Origin of the sequence: Hymenobacter edaphi, assembly GCF_003258365.1 — a bacterium.
GTDB classification, from domain to species: Bacteria; Bacteroidota; Bacteroidia; order Cytophagales; family Hymenobacteraceae; genus Solirubrum; species Solirubrum edaphi.
Genome location: NZ_QHKM01000008.1, coordinates 22,240 through 40,393, shown reverse-complemented (window position 1 = coordinate 40,393; position 18,154 = coordinate 22,240). Strand labels below are relative to the sequence as shown.

15 protein-coding genes are annotated in these 18,154 nt (G+C 64.9%); 7 read left to right on the top strand and 8 right to left on the bottom strand.

Going from position 1 to position 18,154, the window contains the following annotated elements:
- Positions 1 to 26 precede the first annotated feature (26 nt).
- The 3 genes from DLM85_RS19985 to DLM85_RS19975 all read right to left on the bottom strand — a co-directional run bounded on the left by DLM85_RS19985 (position 27) and on the right by DLM85_RS19975 (position 3,829).
- Positions 27 to 1,175, bottom strand: coding sequence for an efflux RND transporter periplasmic adaptor subunit (locus tag DLM85_RS19985; protein WP_111479951.1), 1,149 nt, complete (start codon positions 1,173 to 1,175; stop codon positions 27 to 29).
- A 164-nt stretch (positions 1,176 to 1,339) separates the two neighbouring features.
- Positions 1,340 to 2,698, bottom strand: a complete 1,359-nt coding sequence (locus tag DLM85_RS19980) for a TolC family protein (protein WP_111479950.1) — start codon at positions 2,696 to 2,698, stop codon at positions 1,340 to 1,342.
- Between the two features lie 408 nt (positions 2,699 to 3,106).
- The gene (locus DLM85_RS19975; protein ID WP_111479949.1) at positions 3,107 to 3,829 is read right to left on the bottom strand and encodes a DUF72 domain-containing protein; all 723 of its coding nucleotides are present in this window, start codon (positions 3,827 to 3,829) and stop codon (positions 3,107 to 3,109) included.
- 171 nt (positions 3,830 to 4,000) lie between these two features.
- Here DLM85_RS19975 and DLM85_RS19970 point away from each other — a divergent pair, with 171 nt between their 5' ends.
- Positions 4,001 to 4,954, top strand: coding sequence for a 1-phosphofructokinase family hexose kinase (locus DLM85_RS19970; protein ID WP_111479948.1), 954 nt, complete (start codon positions 4,001 to 4,003; stop codon positions 4,952 to 4,954).
- Between the two features lie 252 nt (positions 4,955 to 5,206).
- Here the strand turns inward: DLM85_RS19970 and DLM85_RS19965 are convergent, their stop codons facing one another.
- Complete coding sequence (locus DLM85_RS19965; RefSeq protein WP_111479947.1) at positions 5,207 to 5,947, bottom strand: DUF72 domain-containing protein; 741 nt, start codon at positions 5,945 to 5,947, stop codon at positions 5,207 to 5,209.
- A 254-nt stretch (positions 5,948 to 6,201) separates the two neighbouring features.
- Here DLM85_RS19965 and DLM85_RS19960 point away from each other — a divergent pair, with 254 nt between their 5' ends.
- Positions 6,202 to 7,485: a pectate lyase family protein gene (locus tag DLM85_RS19960; RefSeq protein WP_111479946.1), complete on the top strand. Its 1,284-nt coding sequence runs from the start codon at positions 6,202 to 6,204 to the stop codon at positions 7,483 to 7,485.
- Positions 7,486 to 7,588: 103 nt separating this feature from the next.
- On the opposite strand, the gene DLM85_RS25585 is transcribed toward DLM85_RS19960, so the two are convergent.
- Entirely contained in the window at positions 7,589 to 7,729 is a 141-nt protein-coding gene (locus DLM85_RS25585) for a hypothetical protein (RefSeq protein ID WP_165822222.1), read from the bottom strand.
- A gap of 247 nt (positions 7,730 to 7,976) precedes the next feature.
- On the opposite strand from DLM85_RS25585, the gene DLM85_RS19955 reads away from it, so the two are divergent.
- A complete protein-coding gene (locus DLM85_RS19955; protein ID WP_111479945.1) occupies positions 7,977 to 8,546 on the top strand; it encodes a hypothetical protein in 570 nt (189 codons plus the stop codon).
- Positions 8,547 to 8,559: 13 nt separating this feature from the next.
- Here the strand turns inward: DLM85_RS19955 and DLM85_RS19950 are convergent, their stop codons facing one another.
- Positions 8,560 to 9,033, bottom strand: a complete 474-nt coding sequence (locus DLM85_RS19950; RefSeq protein ID WP_111479944.1) for a Clp protease N-terminal domain-containing protein — start codon at positions 9,031 to 9,033, stop codon at positions 8,560 to 8,562.
- Positions 9,034 to 9,175: 142 nt separating this feature from the next.
- Positions 9,176 to 9,775, bottom strand: a complete 600-nt coding sequence (locus DLM85_RS19945) for an HPP family protein (protein ID WP_111479943.1) — start codon at positions 9,773 to 9,775, stop codon at positions 9,176 to 9,178.
- A 193-nt stretch (positions 9,776 to 9,968) separates the two neighbouring features.
- On the opposite strand from DLM85_RS19945, the gene DLM85_RS19940 reads away from it, so the two are divergent.
- Positions 9,969 to 10,547 carry a DUF4142 domain-containing protein gene (locus DLM85_RS19940; RefSeq protein ID WP_165822221.1) on the top strand — a complete coding sequence of 193 codons (579 nt, stop codon included), beginning with the start codon at positions 9,969 to 9,971 and terminating at the stop codon, positions 10,545 to 10,547.
- Positions 10,548 to 10,575: 28 nt separating this feature from the next.
- On the opposite strand, the gene DLM85_RS19935 is transcribed toward DLM85_RS19940, so the two are convergent.
- Positions 10,576 to 12,573, bottom strand: a complete 1,998-nt coding sequence (locus DLM85_RS19935; protein WP_111479941.1) for a T9SS type B sorting domain-containing protein — start codon at positions 12,571 to 12,573, stop codon at positions 10,576 to 10,578.
- A 506-nt stretch (positions 12,574 to 13,079) separates the two neighbouring features.
- Here DLM85_RS19935 and DLM85_RS19930 point away from each other — a divergent pair.
- From DLM85_RS19930 to clpB, 3 genes are all read left to right on the top strand, one after another.
- Complete coding sequence (locus DLM85_RS19930) at positions 13,080 to 13,772, top strand: hypothetical protein (protein ID WP_111479940.1); 693 nt, start codon at positions 13,080 to 13,082, stop codon at positions 13,770 to 13,772.
- A 59-nt stretch (positions 13,773 to 13,831) separates the two neighbouring features.
- On the top strand, positions 13,832 to 15,091 hold the full coding sequence (locus DLM85_RS19925) for a CBS domain-containing protein (RefSeq protein WP_111479939.1): 1,260 nt from the start codon (positions 13,832 to 13,834) through the stop codon (positions 15,089 to 15,091).
- A 288-nt stretch (positions 15,092 to 15,379) separates the two neighbouring features.
- A complete protein-coding gene (clpB, locus tag DLM85_RS19920; RefSeq protein WP_111479938.1) occupies positions 15,380 to 17,992 on the top strand; it encodes an ATP-dependent chaperone ClpB in 2,613 nt (870 codons plus the stop codon).
- Positions 17,993 to 18,154: the final 162 nt, after the last annotated feature.

The following is an 18,154-nucleotide window of genomic DNA, read 5'->3' as shown; positions in this document are numbered from 1 at the left end:
AGAGCGCAGCGAAGCATGACGTGCTGTTACTTGCCCGCGGCGGCCGTGGGCGCTCCGGCGGCGGGAGCGGCGCCGGTCTGAATCTGGCCGCCGTCGCGCAGGCGGTTCAGGCCCTCGGTGACGACCTGGTCGCCGTCCTTGATGCCGTCGAGAATCACAATCTGGTCGCGCAGGCGGGGCCCGAGCTGCACCTTGCGCTGCACGGCCTTGCTGCTGTCACCGGCCACGAAGACGAAGTTTTCGCCCATCTGCTCGGTCACGGCCTTGAAGGGAATGACGACGCGGCGGCCCGAGGTGCGGTTGAGCACGCGCAGCACCGAGCTCATGCCGTCCTTCAGCTTGCGGTCGGGGTTCGAGAACTGCACGCGCACCTGGGCGGTGCCGGTCTGCTGGTCGATGCCCCGGTCGATGGCCAGGATCTTGCCCGGCTGGGCGTAGCGCGTACCGTCGGGCAGCTCCAGCCGGAAAGTGGAGTCGGCGCGGCCGCCCGTCTTGCCCTGCAGCTCGGCAAAGCGGCTCAGGTCGGCCTCGGGCACCACGAAGTCTACGCCCATCGGGTCCTCGCCGCTGATGGTGTTCAGCAGGGTGCTGCCGGGGCTCACCTGGGAGCCCAGCCGCACCTGCGAAATGCCGATGCGGCCGGTAAACGGCGCCGTAATCAGCGAGTAGCTCAAATCGGTACGGGCGGCGGCCACGCTGGCTTCGGCCGCGGCCACCTGGCTCTGGGCGGTGGCGTAGGCCGTACGGGCGTTGTCCACAATCTGCAGGGCAATGGCATCCTGCTGGGCCAGGCGCTGGTAGCGGTCCAGGTTCACCTTGGCGTTTTGCACGGTGGCCTGGGTGCTGCGCAGCCCGGCCAGGGCCTGCTGGTAGGCCGCCTGGTACTTGCGCCGGTCGATTTCGTAGAGCGTCTTGCCCTTGGGCACCACTTCGCCCTCCTTGAAGTAAATGCCGGTGATGAAGCCCGCCACCTGGCTGCGCAGCTCCACGTTGTTGAGGGCCACCACGCGGGCGGGGTACTCGTCGTAGTACACGGCGTCGGTGGTGCGGGCGGCCACCAGCGTAACGGGCGTGGCGGGCGGCGGGCCGGCGGGCTTGTCGGCCTCTTTGCTGCCGCAGCCGGTGAAGGCCAACAGGCCGGCGGCGTAAGCCAGGGCAAGAAGGGATTTATTCATGTTGGGGGTAGAAGCGTCGGATTCGATCCTCTAGCGCGTCATTCCGAGCGAAGTCGAGGAATCTCGCTCGATAGTAATTCTCTCGTTGAACAGAAGTGGCTATCCGGAGTCAGCCTGCGAGATGTCTCGGCTGCGCTCGACATGACGCTCGGATAGGCTCAAAATCAGTACTGAGTCGGCAGCGTGCCTTGCGCGCGCAGCAGGTCCACCTTGCTGCTCAGCACCTGAAACAGCGCCTGGTAGTAGTTCAGCTGGGCCGTGCGCAGCGTGGTTTGGGCCACGATGACGTCGAGGTAGGTCTTGATGCCCTCGCGGTACTGCAGCTGCACCACGTTGTACACTTCCTTGGAGAGGGCCAGGTTCTGCTGGCCCGTCAGGTAGTCGGCGTAGTTGCCCTTGTAGGCCGCCAAAGCCTGTTCAAACTCGGTGTTGATGCGGTTGCGGGTGGCCAGAATATCCTGGTCGATGCGCTGGTCGGTGAGCCGCTCGCGGCGCAGGTTCTGCAGGCGGCGCGTGCCGGTGAAGATGGGCAGCGAAAACTGCACGCCAGCATAGGAGTTGGGCAGGCGCTGGCTGTAGAGGGTGCTCAGCTCGTTGCTCAGAAAGGCCGTGTTGTAGTTGCCGAAGGCGCCCACCGAGGGTAGCCAGCCGTACTGGTAATAGCGAATCTGGGCGCTCTGCAGGGCTTTCTGGGTTTGCAGCTGCTGAAACTCGATGCGGTTCACCGGGTCCAGGGCCACGGCCGTGTCCACGGCCGCGTCGCGCATCAGCCGCACCGTGTCGTACTGCAGCGTGAGTGGCTGCGGGGCGCTCAGGCCCATCAGCTCCTTCAGGTAGGCCGACTTGGCCTTGATGCTTTCCTGGGCCTGCTTGCGGGCCACCCGGGAGTTGTTGAGCAGGATTTCGGCCTGCTTGTAGTCGATTTTGTCGACGATGCCGGCGTCGTAGCGGGCCCGGGCGTCCTGCAGGCTGCGCTGCAGCCGCACGATGTCCTCGCTGAGCACGTCGAGCTGACGCTGGGAGAGCAGCACGTCGTAGAAGGCCTTGCTCACGTCGGCCACCACGTCGATGCGCACGCCCGTGGAGTTCTGCTGGTAGAACTGCCGCGAGGGCCCCGCGCTGCGCCGGGCCAGGCTCAGGTCGTTGTTGTAGAGCGTCTGCGTGGCTCCCAGCCCGATGGTGGACTGGTTGCGCAGCCCGAACTGCCGCGGCGTGTTCACCCCGTCGATGGGAATAACCGAGTAGGGCAGCTGGAAGTAGTGCTGGGCGGTGCCGTTCAGCGCCACCTGCGGCAGCCAGCCGGCCAGCCCGATGCGGATGCTGGCCTCGTTGGTTTCCTCGTCGAGGCGGGCCTGACGCACGGCGGGCTGGTTTTGCAGGGCCACCTGCAGACACTGCTCCAGGGTGAGGATGCCGCCGGGCGCGGCGGGCTGAGTCTGGGCGCGGGCTGCGGGCGGGCTAAATGCCAGCAGCAGGCCGCTTAGAATACCGGCGGCGCGGGCCGCCCGGGAAAAGTAGCGCATGTAGCTCGGGCGCAGAAAGGCGCAAAATGCTGTGTTGGAGTGGCGCAGAAGTACCGGCAACAGCCCGCGGGGCAAGGCCCGGCTGGCCCGGCCCCAACGCTGCGCCCAACTCCCCGGCCGGCAGCCGGGCGAAGCAGGAATCAGCAGGTACTCAGTGGGTGGGTGGTAGGCCCTGTTAAACAGGGCAAGTCGCAAAAGGTTATACCCGGCCCGCCGGTTGCGGGCCCCGGCCGCCACCGGCAGCCAGGTGGCCGCCCCGCGGTTGGCCGGGCAAAGCTCGAAGTACAAAGGTCCGTCAGCCGTACCCGCATTGGTAAAACGAATCAAACCAATGACTATAAAAATCACACAATTGCCTGACCCTTCCTGCGGCTGACAAACCCAGGCAAAATGAGCATTGACGCGCTGCTAACTCACCAATGCCTGCATCTGCCGGGCGTTGTGACTGGCCGAAGCGTCGATGTCGTTATTGAAGTACACAAACACCTGTCGGGCGCCCGGGGCTGCATCAGCCGCCGTTTTTACGCCCCGCAGAAACGCCTCGTCGTAGGGCGACTGGTACAGCTGGGGCACGCCGTGCAGCCGGTAATACACCGTGGGAGCGGTGGCAATCAGCGCGTCGGGCAGGGCCGGATGGCTCTGCCCGCAAAACGTGACGCCCCGCTCGCGCAGCGCCGCGTACACCGGCTCCTGCCACCAGCTGGGATGGCGAAATTCGAGCACGTTGGTGAAGCCCGGATGAAGCGCGTCGAGGATGCGCGCGAACCGCTCGGGCGAGTAGGCGGCCCGCGGCGGCAGCTGAAACAGCACCGGCCCGAGCTTTTCCTGCAGGCCCTGCTGCACCGTGTCGTAGAAATCCGTCAGCAGCGCGCCCACGTCGTGAAACTGCTTGTAGTGCGTTATCAGCCGCGGCGCCTTCACCGCGAACAGGTACTCGGGCGGGCTGGCGGCGTGCCAGTTCTGCAGAACGCTCAGCTGCGGGAAGCGGTAAAAGGTCACGTTCAGCTCCAAGGTGCCGAAGTGCTGACTGTAGAACTCAAACCAGCGCCGCACGGGCAGCTTGTCGGGGTAAAAACGCCCGCGCCAGTGGCGGTAGTGGTAGCCGGAGCAGCCGATGTGGTAAGTAGGCATAAGGGGCGGAGGCTTGACGGGGCGCGGCTAGCCCTCTTGTACGCGCCCGGCCGCCGCGGGGCTTCAACGCGCCCGCCGCCCCGGGGCCAGCGCCCGCCCGCTGTCCTCGGGCACAACCCTTTCCCGCCCCCGCGGGTAAGCAACGAACCGACCCTTTCTCGCCGGCTTCCTATGAAACGCATCGTCACCCTGACCCTGAACCCGACCGTGGACAAGAGCACCGCCGTCGACAAGATTGTGCCCGACCAGAAACTGCACTGCGAGGCGCCCAAGTACGAGCCCGGCGGCGGGGGCATCAACGTGTCGCGGGCCCTCCTGCGGCTGGGCTCGGCCTCCACGGCGGTGTTTCCGGCCGGCGGCCCCACCGGCGACCGGCTGCAGGAGCTGCTGCGCGCGGAAGGCCTGGAGCCCGCGGCCGTGCCCGCCGCCGGCTGGACGCGCGAAAACTTTATCGTGGTCGACAGCTCGGCCGGGCAGCAGTACCGCTTCGGCATGCCCGGCACCCCGCTCACGGCCGACGAGCAGCAGCAGGTGCTGCGCGCCCTGCAGGCCCAGCCCGCGCCCGATTACCTGGTGGTGAGCGGCAGCCTGCCGCCCGGCGTCGAGCCCGCGTTTCTGGTCGACATCGTGCGCTGGGCGCACTCCATCGGGGCCAAGGTAGTGGCCGATACCTCCGGCCCGGCCCTGCAGCGCGTCATCGAGGCGGGCGTGTACCTGATCAAGCCCAACGTGGGCGAGCTGAGCAAGCTGGCCGGCGTGCCGGAGCTGAACAGCGCGGCCCTGGCCGAGGCTGCCCGGGGCCTGATCGGCGAGGGCCGCTGCGAAATCGTGGTGGCGTCATTGGGGCCGCAGGGCGCCTGCGTCGTCACCCGCGACCTGGTGGACCACATTCCGGCCCCGGCCGTGAAAAAGCGCAGCACCGTGGGCGCCGGCGACAGTATGGTGGCCGGCCTGGTGCACGCCCTGGCCCAGGGCCAGCCGGTGCGCGAGGCCGCCCGCCTGGGCGTGGCCTGCGGCACCGCCGCCACCATGAACCCCGGCACCGAGCTGTTCAAGAAAGCCGACGTCGACAAGCTCTACCAGTGGCTTATCGACACCATGCCCCAGAGCCGGGCAGCGGCATAAGTGGATGAGTGCATGAAAAAGAACGTCATCCTGAGCAGAGCGAACCGGAGGTCGAGGTAGTCAAGAACCTTCCTCAAACCCTGCACCGCCGCTGTCAACAAAGAGCAGACCTTCTTTCGGCAAACGCCGCCAACTACTAAGCGCAGCCACCATTGCCCGGACGATTGGGCGTTGGCGGCTGCGCTTCTTGGTTGGTGCAGGGCGCGGGAAAGGCCCTTTGGCTGCGCCCCAGGATGAGGCCCCTTCCCCTCGTCATTCCTGTTGCGGCATCAGCTCAATCATTTCCCGTGCGTTCAGCGCCCCCACCCCGCCGACGCCGTTGTTGAAGAACACGTAGGCCTCGCGCACGCCGGGCGCGGCCCGGATGTCATCGGCCAGGCGCTGCAGAAACTGGGGTGAGTAGCTGGATTTGTAGAGCTCCGGCACGCCGTGCAGGCGGTAGTAGAGCAGCGGCGCGTTGGCAATGACCTCGTCGGGCAGGGGCAGCGGGTGGCTCTGGCCGCAGAAGCTGATGCCGTGACGCCCTAGTTCCCGGAACACTTCCCCGTCCCACCAGCTCGGGTGGCGAAACTCCAGCACGTTCTGAAACGCCGGGTCGAGCTGCCCCAGGATGCGTTCGAGCAGCTCGGGCGTGTAGGCCGCTTTGGGCGGCAGCTGAAAGAGCACCGGCCCGAGCTTGTCGCGCAGGCCTTCCTGCACCGTGCCGTAGAAATCGGCGAGGATGGGCGCGGCCTCGGGCCCGAACTTCTTGTAGTGCGTCACCTGCCGCGGGGCCTTCACCGCGAAGCGGAAGTGCGCCGGGCTTTGCTGGTACCAGCCCTCGAAGGCGCTCAGCTCGGGCATGCGGTAGAAGGTCACGTTCAGCTCCAAGGCGTCGAACTGCGTGCAGTAATACGCGAACCACTTGCGCGGCGGCAGCTCGGGCGGGTAGAACACGCCCTTCCAGTCGCGGAAGCTGAAGCCGGAGCAGCCGAGGTAATAACGAGCAGGCATGACGAAGCGGCCCGCGCCGCGAGGTGGCCGGCGGCGGCCCTGCAGCATACGCAGGGCCGCCGCCCGACGGTGCCTTGGCATCGTTCCCGATATCGATTGCACAGATAAATACCACCAAACCCGGGCGTAGCCATAGGGCAATTGCCATATTCACTGGCCGCAGCCCGCCCGCGCCTAAGCCGCTCTAAGCCATTTGCTTTGGCAACCGGGCGCGGCGCCCACCCTCGCCCCATTCGTTCCCGCTCATTCCCACTATGAAGAAACCCTTACTCACGATGCTGGGCCTGCTGGCCCTGACCGCAGCCCAGGCCCAGACGCCCGTGTTCGGCCTCTACGGCAACGCCGCCCTGACCACCGGCACTACCGGCGGCGCGGGCGGCGCCAGCGTGACGGTGAGCACCGGCACGGCGCTGATGGCCGCCATTCGCGCCAACACCAGCAACGCCCCGCTCACCATCTACGTCAACGGCGTCATCACCCCGGCCAATACGCCGTCGACCTACGACAAAATCGAAATCAAGGACCGCAACAACATTTCCATCATCGGGGTGGGCACCAGCGGCGAATTCGACGGCATCGGGCTGTACGTGCGCCGCGCCTCCAATATCATCATCCAGAACCTCAAGGTGCACCACGTGCTGCTGGGACCCAAGGACTGCATCGGCATCGAGGGCCCGGCCAACCACATCTGGGTGGACCACTGCGAGCTGTACAACCAGTACCAGGGCGTGGGCGTCGACGACTACGACGGCCTGCTCGACGCCAAGGACGACTGCGAGTACCTCACGTTTTCGTGGAACTACCTGCACGATGCGTGGAAGGCCAGCCTGAGCGGCTACACCGAATCGGACACATTCGACCGCAAAATCACCTACCACCACAACCGCTTCGAGAACATCAACTCCCGCCTGCCGCTGTTTCGGGGCGGCACCGGGCACGTGTTCAACAACTACTACCGCAACATTGCCTCCACGGCCATCAACTCGCGGGTGGGCGCCTGCCTGAAAATCGAGAACAACTACTTCGACAACGTCAAGAACCCCTACGTGTCGGCCTACAGCGCGGTGGTGGGCTTCGGCGACATCTCGGGCAACCTGCTCACCAACGGCACCGCGTTCCAGTACTCCAGCGACACCTACGCGCTCGGGGCCTGCACCGCCACCGTGCCGTACGTCTACAGCGGCGTGCTGAACACGGCCGCCGACGTGCCCGCCGTGGTGCTGGCCGGCGCGGGCATCGGCAAGCTGGGCACCGTGACGGCCGCCCGCACGCCCACCGCCCTGCGCCTCGGGGCCTACCCCAACCCCAGCCACGACCGCACCACCTTTGAGCTGACGCTGGACCAGCCCCAGCCGGTGAGCATCACGCTGCTGACCGCGGCCGGCCGCCGGGTGGCCGAGGTGCTGCCCGCGGGCCGGGTGCTCGGCGCCGGCACGCACCGCATCGAGTACCCGCTGGGCCCGCTGCCGGCTGGGGCCTACCTCTACACCGTGCGCACAGCCACCGGCACCGTCACGCGCCCGCTGCTGGTGCAGTAGCCGCTTTTGCGCGCCACGGCCCCGGCGCCGGCAGTCTGGGGCTGCCAGCGCCGGGGCCGTGGCGCGTGGGGGGTGGCCCTCGGGGCGACGCCCGCTCCGGGCGCTAGTGCGCCGGAATCACGCCCAGCATGCGCAGCACCCACCCGAACAGGTAGAAGCCGACCAGCAATACCACGTAGAACCACCACGGCACGCCGCCGCGCAGCACGCCGAAGCCCCGGTACTTTTTGGGTTGCGTTTCCATAACAGTTGTCTTGCAGTGAAATGCTCTTATTAAATATACGATTTTTAACATTATAACCCAGCCGTTCTACGCCGCTCCTGCGGAGCCACCCGGCCGCGGCCCCGCCAACGCCCGGCCCGCACCTGCAGGCCACTACCGCGGGAGGCCCGGCGCCGGCCACTCCCGCCCGCGACGGGCCACAACCCCGCCGCCAGGAATGCAGTAAGTCAGCCGGTACCGCTTTCGTCTACCGCAATCCGCCCCCGCCATGCCGCCCCGCCACACGTTTACCGCCGCTACCGAAGAAGCCCTCTGGCAGCAGGTGGCCGCCGATATCCGCCAGGAACCGGACCTGTATGAGTACGCGGCCGAGCTGGTGCAGGCCGGCTACCTTATCCACCTGGCCATCGACATCGACCTGGGCGGCGGCTTCGAGGGCGGCTTTGCCCGCACCACCTTCACCGCGCCGGTGCCCGGCGCCACGCCGCTGCGCTTTGCCCTGCACGAGCAGGACTGGCTGCACGAGCTGGGCAAGCTGCTGGGTATGACCGACGTGGAGCTGGGCGAGCCGGCGCTGGACGAGGCCTTTATCATCACCACCAACGACGCCGAGGCCCTGCGCCGCCTGCTGCTCGACACGCCCGACGTGCGTCCGACGCTGCTGCGCTACCAGGAGTGCCGCCTGACCCTCGCCCCCGCCTCCCACGACCCGGCCGCGCCCCTGCACCTGGTTTTCTCCAAAGACGACGCGCTGGACGAGCCCGAGCAGCTGCGCGAGGTCTACCACATGCTCTACAGCCTGCTCCGGCAGCTGGCCCCGCCGGCCTCCGGGCAGTAGCGCGGCCCCGGCCCTAAGAACCGGCCGACGCTGCTCCGGCCAGGTCCGCGGCTTCGATGCCCAGCCCGCGCAACACGCCCGCGCCCGACGATTCGGGAGCCTCCAGCATGCCCAGGGCCAGGTGTGCGGCCTCTACCTGCCGGGCACCCAGCGCAAACGAGAGGCGAAACGCGCGGCGCAGGGCGTCTTCCAGCTCGGTGGTCAGCGGCAGCGACCCGCGCACCGTCACGCCGCGCTGGGTGGTGCGCCGCCCCTTCAGGCTGTTTTCCAGGTCGCGCCGCAGGGCCGCCAGCTCCGTGCCCGTGGCTTGCAGCACCCGGTACAGGCTGCTGCTTTCATCGGCCAGCACGGCCAGCAGCAGGTGCACCGGGTGCACGAAGTCGTTGTCGAGCCGGATGGCTTCCTCGCGGCTGCGGGCAATGATGGCGCGCAGGTTGTCCGACAAATCAGCCGGGCCCAGCTGTCGGCGCCGAAACGGGTTCCACATGCGGTTGAGGGAAAGACGACAAGGTAGGAATCGGCGGCGACGACCACCGCCCGGAGCTTCCCGCTTAATGCGGCGCCCGCGCAGCCGCCGCGTTTTGGGCGCGGGGTGCGGCAAGGCGTTCCTGGCTGCCGGCGCACCAGCGCTAGACCGTCGGCGGCTTGGGGCGGCGGTAGCGCTGCCACACCCGGTACCAGTGCGGGTTGGCGGGGTAGCGGCGCGTGCCGGGCAGGTTGTTGACCACCAGCGCCACGGCCAGCAATAGCAGGGCGCCCAGCAGCACCGGCAGCAGCACGTACCAGTAGCCCAGCTCCCGGATGCGCCCCGAGCCCACCACCGCAATCAGCGCAGTGGCCCCGCCGGGCGGGTGCAGGGTTTTGGTTATCTGCATCAGCACGATGGAGGCGGCCACCGCCAGCGCCGCGGCCAGCCACTGCTCCGTGCCCAGCCACTGCTGCGCCGTCACGCCCACCAGGGCCCCGAGCACGTGCCCGCCGAGCAGGTTGCGCGGCTGGGCCAGCGGGCTGTTAATGACGCCGTAAATCAGCACCGACGACGCGCCGAACGAGCCCACCAGCAGCAGGGTATCGGCCGGGCCCAGCAGCTCGCGGTTCAGCAGCCCGATCAGGCCGATGCCCGCGAAGGCGCCCACAAACGTCCACAAATGCTCCTGCCAGTCGAACAGCGTTTCCTGGTAAACTATCACCCGTACCCGGCGCGCTTGCCGCCGCAGTCGTTGTCGCATATTCCTGTAGGTTCCGCCCGGGGTTCGGGCAACTGCCGCCCTGCTTACTGGCGGACAAAGGTACCGGCTTCCGGCGCCCCGCCGGCGCCGAATGATTCACGCAGTTGCGGTACCGCTCTTGCCTAAGTATAGGCGGAATAATATATTGACTGCCCGGCCGCGGGCCATCCGGTCGGTTTTCCTCGTCTGCACCATGCCCACTCCCCGCCTCCGGCCGCTGCCGGCTTTGCTGCTGCTCACCCTTGGGGCCTGCCAGCCGGCCGCGCGCCCCGAGCAATCAGCCACCACCGCGCCGCCCACCACCTGCACGCTCGATGCCTTCGGCTGCTTTTTCATGCCGATGGCCGGCTGCGCGGGCATCTTTGAAGTGGAAGCGGGCCAGGTAGCCGCCGAGCGCGCCACCCGCCCCGCCGTGCGGGCCTACGCCGCCCAGATGGTGACGGAGCACAGCGCCATCAACGCTGAGTACCGCGCCCTGATGCGCCGCAAGGGCATGGTGCCGCCCGATACCACCCTGCTGGCCTACCGCCAGAAAATCGACAGCCTGCGCCAGCTGCCCGCCCCGCAGCTCGACGCCTACTACGCCCGGATGATGGTGGCCGACCACCGCCAAGCCGTGCGCCTGTTCGGCCTGGCTGCCGATAGCGCCCGGGACGCCGAGTACCGGCAGTGGCTGGGCCGCATGCAAACCGTCGTGGCCCGCCACGCCGCCCACGCCGAGGCCCTGCTGCAGGGCCTGCCCCACCCCCACCACGCCGCCGGCAGCCGCTGAGGTGCGCGCCGCCGCGTGGCGAGCAGGGCTAGCGCACGATTTCCAGCCAGCCCTTGTACACCGTGCCGTCGGCCAGGCGGCAGTGGTAGTAGTACACGCCGGCCCCGGCGCCTTCCCCGTCGTAGGTGTTGCGGTAATCGGCCGACTGATACAGCAGCTGGCCCCAGCGGGAGTACAAAGTCAGCGCCGTGTGGGGATGACGCTCCACGTTTTCGATGACGAATGTGTCGTTCTGCCCGTCGCCGTTGGGCGTGATAATGTTGTAGAAGTACAGGCAGGTGTTGTCCTCGCCGATCCGGAACGTGTCGCCGCCGCACCCGGCAAAGTCCGGATGTACTACCCGCAGGGTGGCACCGGCGCCGGGCGCCACGTCCACGGTCACCTCGCTGGTGGCCTGCCCGCTCACGATGCGCCCGCCGCTGATGCTCCATTGGTAGCGCGCCGGCGGACCGCCAACCTGGTAGCGCAGCCCGGTATTGGCGGTGCGGCAATACACCGCCGGCCCCGCAATGGCGAGGCGGGGCTCGATAACCACCGGGCGCAGGGCGGCGGCCGTGCGGCAATCGGGGCCGAGCGTAGCGCGCGCCGCCACCGTGCCGGTGCCCCCGCCGCCGGGCCAGCGCACCAGCACGGTGCTCCCTGTCGAGACGCCCTGAATCTGCCCGCCGGTCACCGTCCACTGGTAGCTGCTCGCCGCGGGCCCCGCCACGGCGTAGCGCACGTCGCTGTCGGCGCACACCACCGAGTCGCCCACGATGCGCCCCGGCGCCGGCGGCTCCAGCACGGTGATGCGCAGCACCAGGGCGCTCAGGTGGCGGCTGCAGCCGCCATCGTCCACGGTCACCACCACGTCGTAGGGCTCGGGCCGCGCCTGCGCGCAGCTGGCCCGCAGCTGAAAGCTACCGGTCACGGGGCCGGGGCCGCTCAGCAGTACCCGGCCCACCGGGGCCGCGGGGCTGCCGTTGCCGGGCTGCCCGTTCACCGCGGCGTCGACGAGGCCCGGCCCGTCAAGCAGCACGCTGCTCACCGTCATGCGCAGGGGTTGGGCTTCCGGGTCGGTGGCCGTGAGGGCGACGTTCAGCGTCTGGCCGGGCAGCACCTGAAAGTCGCGCCGGGCCGGGGTGGTGGTCAAGACCGGGGGCGCATTGACCGGGCCCGTACACGGCGCCACCAGTACCAGGATGTCGCGCCGGGTGGTGCCCAGCAGCACTTCCTGCCCGTTCACCACCCGGTACTCGCTCACGTCCAGCGCCAGCGCAAAGTTTCCCTGGCGCTGGCTGCGGTAGCGCGCCACCCCCGTGCGGGCCTCGATGGCGGCGTAGCCCGAAGCTCCGAAGGGCGTAGCGGCGCTGTAGCCCGCGGCGTAGGCCACGGGCTGGGTGCTGAGGGACGTCACCGATCCGGTGGGCGTGCCCAGCCGGTAGCTGAGCCGGTCGCCGTCGGCGTCGTAGGCGTTGTTGAGCACCACGCTGGTGTCGCCCAGGCAGATCTGCACGGTGGCGCGGTCCGCAAAAACCGGCGAGGCATTGGGCAGCCCGCCTGGCGCCAGATCCGCGGTCAGGCTCATCAGCTGCCGCTCGGGAGTGGCCAGGTTTTGCGCCAGGCCCGAGCGGTAGCTCAGCGTCGCCGCCGCCGCGTAGCCCTCGGCCACGGCGGGCAGGTCCACGACGGTCACGTACTGCGTCAGGGTCACCTCCCACCCGCCCGGCGTGCATCCGCCCGCTACCGATGGCGGCAGCAGGCTGGAGCGCAGCCGCGGCACCGATACCGACAACAGAATGGGGCGCCCGGCACTCTTCGCGTAAAGGGTAATCGGCAGCACCGGGCTGCCGGCGGGTAGCGCCAGGCTGTCGGAGTAGATGCGCGCCGTAAGCTCGTAACGGTGGGGCGTTGCGGTGGCCCCCAGCGCGCCGAGGTAGCGGTACGTCAGCTCGCCGCCCATCAGGTGGTTGGCCGCCGCCGACAGCAGCCCGACGCCCAGCCAAACCAGGAGCAGCAGCCCCGCCCTACGTGAATAAGCAGACATGAACAATAGCCGAATGATTGAGGAATGGCTCAAGATAGGACTTAGCGAGGCCCCCACCGAAGCGCCCCGCTCCGCAGGGAAAAACCATGCTCAGGCGTCAGCCGCCTCCCGGGCCGACGCAGCAAAAGCTTCGCCCCGGTCTTAACCACCGCAAGCCCGGCCCCAAACGTCGCAAGCCTGGCCCCAAGCGCCTGCATACCGGCCGCAGCCGTTGCAAGCCCGGCCTCGGGGCTTCGCAGCCTGGTCACGCCCCTCCGCATACCAGTTCCGAGTGTCCGCAACCTGGTTTCAGGTCTTCGCAGGCCGGCCGCAGTCGTCGCAAACCTGGCCCCGGTCGTCGCAAGCTATGTTTCAGTCGTCGCAAGCTGGGTTACACATTTTTCACCCTGAGTATTACCACAATTCACCCGGATATTCCTATTCTTGAGCTTCGCTCCTATGCTACCCCTGCGCACACCTATTCGCGTCGTCTGATTCCCAGTTTCACCCCATACCCGCATTCCTGCATGCTTACCGCCAAACAAGACAACCGGCTCACCGCCGCCCAAAACGTGCTGCTCGCCCTCGGGCACGACACCACCCCTTACCAGCAGGACAAAGCCTTCCAACGCGCGCTGACGGAGCTGCAGCAGCTCACCGACGACCTCGCCCCGCTGCGCCAGCAAACCCTGCGCCCCGTCAAAGGCAAAACCGCCGCCAAGACCGACCGCCGCGAGCTGCTCGCCACCAGCGCCGGCGAAATTGCCGGCGACCTGTACGCCTACGCCACCGACCAGCAGGACCGCAGCCTGCAAGCCGCCGCCAACCACAGCTACGGCACCCTCGCCCGCCTGCGCGCCACCGCCCTCACCGACGTAGCCCAGCACCTGCTCGACCTCGCCACCAAGCACGCCCAGCCCCTCGAAGAGTACGGCCTGACCCAGGAGCGCCTGCAGGAGTTGCAAGACGTCCTCACCGCCTTCAACGGCAGCAAAAACGACCCGCGCCAGCAAATCAGCGAAGGCAAAGCCGCCCGCCTCGCCATCAAAGCCAAATTCTCCGACCTGGCCACCCTGCTCGAAGACCGCCTCGACCGCAGCCTACGCAAGTACGCCCGCTCCCACCCCGCGTTCTACCAGCGCATCCAAGCCGCCCGCCTCATCATCGACCGGCCGGGCAAGCAGAAAAGCAGCTCGGAGACGCTGGGGAAGCTGGGGTAACGGCCACATCAATAACACCTCTCTTAGTCATAAACTCTGCAGACATAACTCAAACCGCCATGCCCTTACCTGCTAAACATCTACTCCAGACAAAGTCGACCCCGGTAACTGTTTCTCCAGAAAACTCGCTAACCGAAGCATTATCACTTATGCTAAAAAACGACTTCAGCCAATTACCTGTGCTGGATGAAGACGGTAGGCCAACAGGAATTGTAACTACTGATTCTATTGCAAGAGCCTTATTAAACCTAGGCACAAAAGTCAGAGACTTACATGTTATTGACGCAGTAATAAAGGCGCCCACGTTTCCAGTCGACGAAGACCTCTTATACTTACTAGACTTTCTATTAAAATCGTCCGCTGTATTAATAGTTGATGGCGGCCGGAAATTAATAGGCATTATCACCGACTATGACACAACACAATATTTCAGAGGAAGAGCGGAAGATATCGTATTAGTTGAAGATATCGAAAGCACTTTAAAAGCGCATATAAGAAACACATATAGCTCAATAGAGGAAGAGAGTACTGCCTTGCAAGAAGCCGTAGCTAGTCTAGGAAATTCTTGGGATGGAATGAGAAAGAAGAGCGTAGCCTCTCTCAAGCACCTTTGCAAATCAGAGAACATTACTCCAACCCAAGAAACAATAGATTCAATTGTTGACAAACATTTCCCAAGTGACAAAGAGAAACGCCGGTTTGATGATTTAACCTTAGCAGAATATATCCAATTAGCCATGCAAGAAAAAGCATGGAAAAAACTCAGAACAGTATTTCGTGTTCCTCGGGAAGCTTGGCACGAAATGATGGAATCTGTACGAGAAACTCGGAACAAATTAGTCCACTTCAGAGGTGACATATCATCAATAGAGAGAGACCAGCTCAGATATTGCGCAGACTGGTATAAATCTCACCAACCCTTACCTAATTCTAGTCACCAGGATCTAACATCAGACGATAATCAACAAAACAATAATACTTTCGAAGACACGAACAATGATTTTCATTTAGAAAAGGAGCAAGATGAAACTATTGACAATAAGTATGCTCCATTGGTAGAATACTTACTTGCCAGCGACAAACACCCAGTACGCAACCTTACATTCATAGGAGTGGAAAAAATTATAAAAAACCCTTTGCCAAAAGCAGCCAGAGAACATACCACTTGGTGGATGGGAAGCTCTGATATACAGTCGCCGCTGCAGCAGTTACTACCAGAAAACTGGCGAGTACTATGGGTTAATTTATCAAAGGAAAAAGTCATTCTTGCTAAAAAGAAGATACACAAACCCAACAACCTAAAATTTTCCTCTAACTAGATATTAAAATTTAATTCAATTAATTTTAATATCTAGTTAGAGGAAACCCTGAATAACAAGGCAATAAATCTCAAATAAGTGGGTATATATGCAACGAAAGGACCTAGTTGGTACTAGGCCCTTTCGTTGCATATATACCCACTTATTTGCGAGTTTCTGCCAAAACTACATAAACAACATCCGTCAAAGTCTCAAAACCGGACAAAAAGTCCGAATATTCCCTTTAGCCCATCCTTTGCTAAGCCCGTATCAGCTTTAGACCAAAGCACCCGAACGAGACTTAGCGTTATGAACTTCAACAACTTCACCATCAAGGCCCAGGAGGCCGTGCAGAAGGCCACCGAAATTGCCGGCGGCCTCCAGCAGCAGGCCATCGAGACGGGCCACCTCCTGAAAGGCATCTTTCAGGTGGATGAAAACGTGACCGGGTTTCTGGCCAAGAAGCTCGGCGTCAACCTGAACATCCTCACCCCGCGCCTGGATGCCATTGTCAATGGCTACCCCAAGGTAAGCGGCGGTTCGCCCTACCTCGCCAACGAAGCCGCCGCCGCCGTGCAGCGCGCCAACGGCTTCCTCAAGGAGTTCGGCGACGAATTCATCTCCGTGGAGCACCTGTTGCTGGCCCTGGTCGACGGCAAGGACAGCGTGGCCTCCCTGCTCAAGGACACGGGCTTCAACCTCAAGGACCTGAAAGCCGCCATCCAGGAGCTGCGCGGGGGCCGCAAGGTCACCTCGCAGTCGGCCGAGGACCAGTACCAGAGCCTGAACCGCTACGCCCGCAACCTCAACGAGCAGGTGCGCACCGGCAAGATGGACCCGGTTATCGGCCGCGACGAGGAAATCCGCCGCGTGCTCCAGATCCTGAGCCGCCGCACCAAGAACAACCCCGTGCTGCTCGGCGAGCCGGGCGTGGGCAAAACCGCCATCGTGGAGGGCCTGGCCCAGCGCATCGTGGCCGGCGACGTGCCCGAGAACCTGAAGGACAAAACCATCATGTCGCTCGACATGGGCCTGCTCATCGCCGGCGCCAAGTACAAGGGCGAGTTCGAGGAGCGCCTCAAGTCCGTCATCAAGGAAGTCACCGACGCCGAGGGCCAGATCATCCTGTTCATCGACGAGATGCACACCCTGATCGGGGCCGGCGCGGGCGGCGAGGGCGCCATGGATGCGGCCAACCTGCTCAAGCCCGCCCTGGCGCGGGGCGAGCTGCACGCCATCGGCGCCACCACCCTCAAGGAGTACCAGAAGTACATCGAGAAGGACAAGGCCCTGGAGCGCCGTTTCCAGGCCGTGACGGTGGACGAGCCGACCATCGAGGACGCCATCAGCATCATGCGCGGCATCAAGGAGAAGTACGAGCTGCACCACGGCGTGCGCATTACCGATGACGCCGTCATCAGCGCCGTGGAGCTGTCGAGCCGCTACATCACCGACCGGTTTCTGCCCGACAAAGCCATTGACCTGATGGACGAAGCCGCCGCCAAGCTGCGCATCGAGCTGAACTCCATGCCCGTGGAATTGGACGAGGTGCAGCGCCGCATCATGCAGCTGGAGATTGAGCGCGAGGCCATCCGCCGCGAGGACAACAAGGACCGCGAAGCCGTGCTCAACAAGGAGCTGGCCGAGCTGGGTGACAAGCGCGACTCGCTGAAAGCCCGCTGGGAGTCGGAGAAAAACGTGCTCAACGACATCCAGGAGCAGAAAGAGGCCATCGAGCGGTTTAAGATGGAAGCCGAGCAGGCCGAGCGCCAGGGCGACTACGGCCGCGTGGCCGAGCTGCGCTACGGCAAGATTCAGGAAGCCGAAGCCAAGCTGAAAGAGCTGCAGGACCAGGCCAACGCCAACAAGGACGGCGGCTCGATGCTGCAGGAAGTGGTGACCCACGAGGACATTGCTGAAGTGGTAGCCAAATGGACCGGCATTCCGGTGAGCAAGATGCTGCAGTCGGACCGCGAGAAGCTGCTGAACCTGGAAGCCGAGCTGGGCAAGCGCGTGGCCGGCCAGTCGGAAGCCATTATGGCCATCAGCGACGCCGTGCGCCGCTCCCGCGCCGGCCTGCAGGACCCCAAGCGGCCCATCGGCTCGTTTATCTTCCTGGGCACCACCGGCGTCGGCAAGACGGAGCTGGCCAAGGCCCTGGCCGAGTACCTGTTCAACGACGACAACGCGATGGTGCGCATCGACATGTCGGAGTACCAGGAGCGCCACGCCGTGTCGCGCCTGATCGGGGCGCCTCCCGGCTACGTGGGCTACGACGAAGGCGGGCAGCTCACCGAGGCGGTGCGCCGCAAGCCCTATTCGGTAATTCTGCTCGACGAAATCGAGAAGGCCCACCCGGACGTGTTCAACATCCTGCTGCAAGTGCTCGACGACGGCCGCCTCACCGACAACAAGGGCCGGGTGGCGAACTTCAAGAACACCATCATCATCATGACCTCCAACACCGGGGCCGACATCATTCAGCGGAACTTCAAGGAGCTGAACGAGTACAACCACGACGAGGTGGTGGACCGCACCCGCGAGGAAGTGGTGGACCGCCTCAAGCAGCACATGCGCCCCGAGTTCCTGAACCGCATCGACGAAATCGTGATGTTCCAGCCGCTCAAGCGCAAGGAAATCCGCAAAATCGTCGACATCCAGTTCCGGCAGATCCAGCAGCGGCTGGAAGAAGCCGGCATCCGCCTGGAAGCCACCGACGAGGTGCTCGACTTCCTCGGCGAGCAGGGCTTCGACCCGACCTTCGGTGCCCGCCCCTTGAAGCGCGTGCTGCAGCGGCTGATTCTGAACGAGCTGTCCAAGGAAATCCTCTCGGGCAAAGTCTCGAAGGACGCCGTGGTGGAAGCCGAACTGCAGGACGGGCAGATTCGCTTCGTGAACGTGGAAATGCCGGCCGTGGAGTAAGCAGGAGCTTGATTTATGGGAAAGGCCCCGTCGGCAGCTTGCCGGCGGGGCCTTTTTGATGAGCACGGCCTAGCCGTGGGCTCAAAAAGCTGAATGGCCCGCGCCCTGGCAAGTGGTACGCGTAAGCGCCGTACCGGGCGTTTCCGCGGGAAGGTGGAGTTG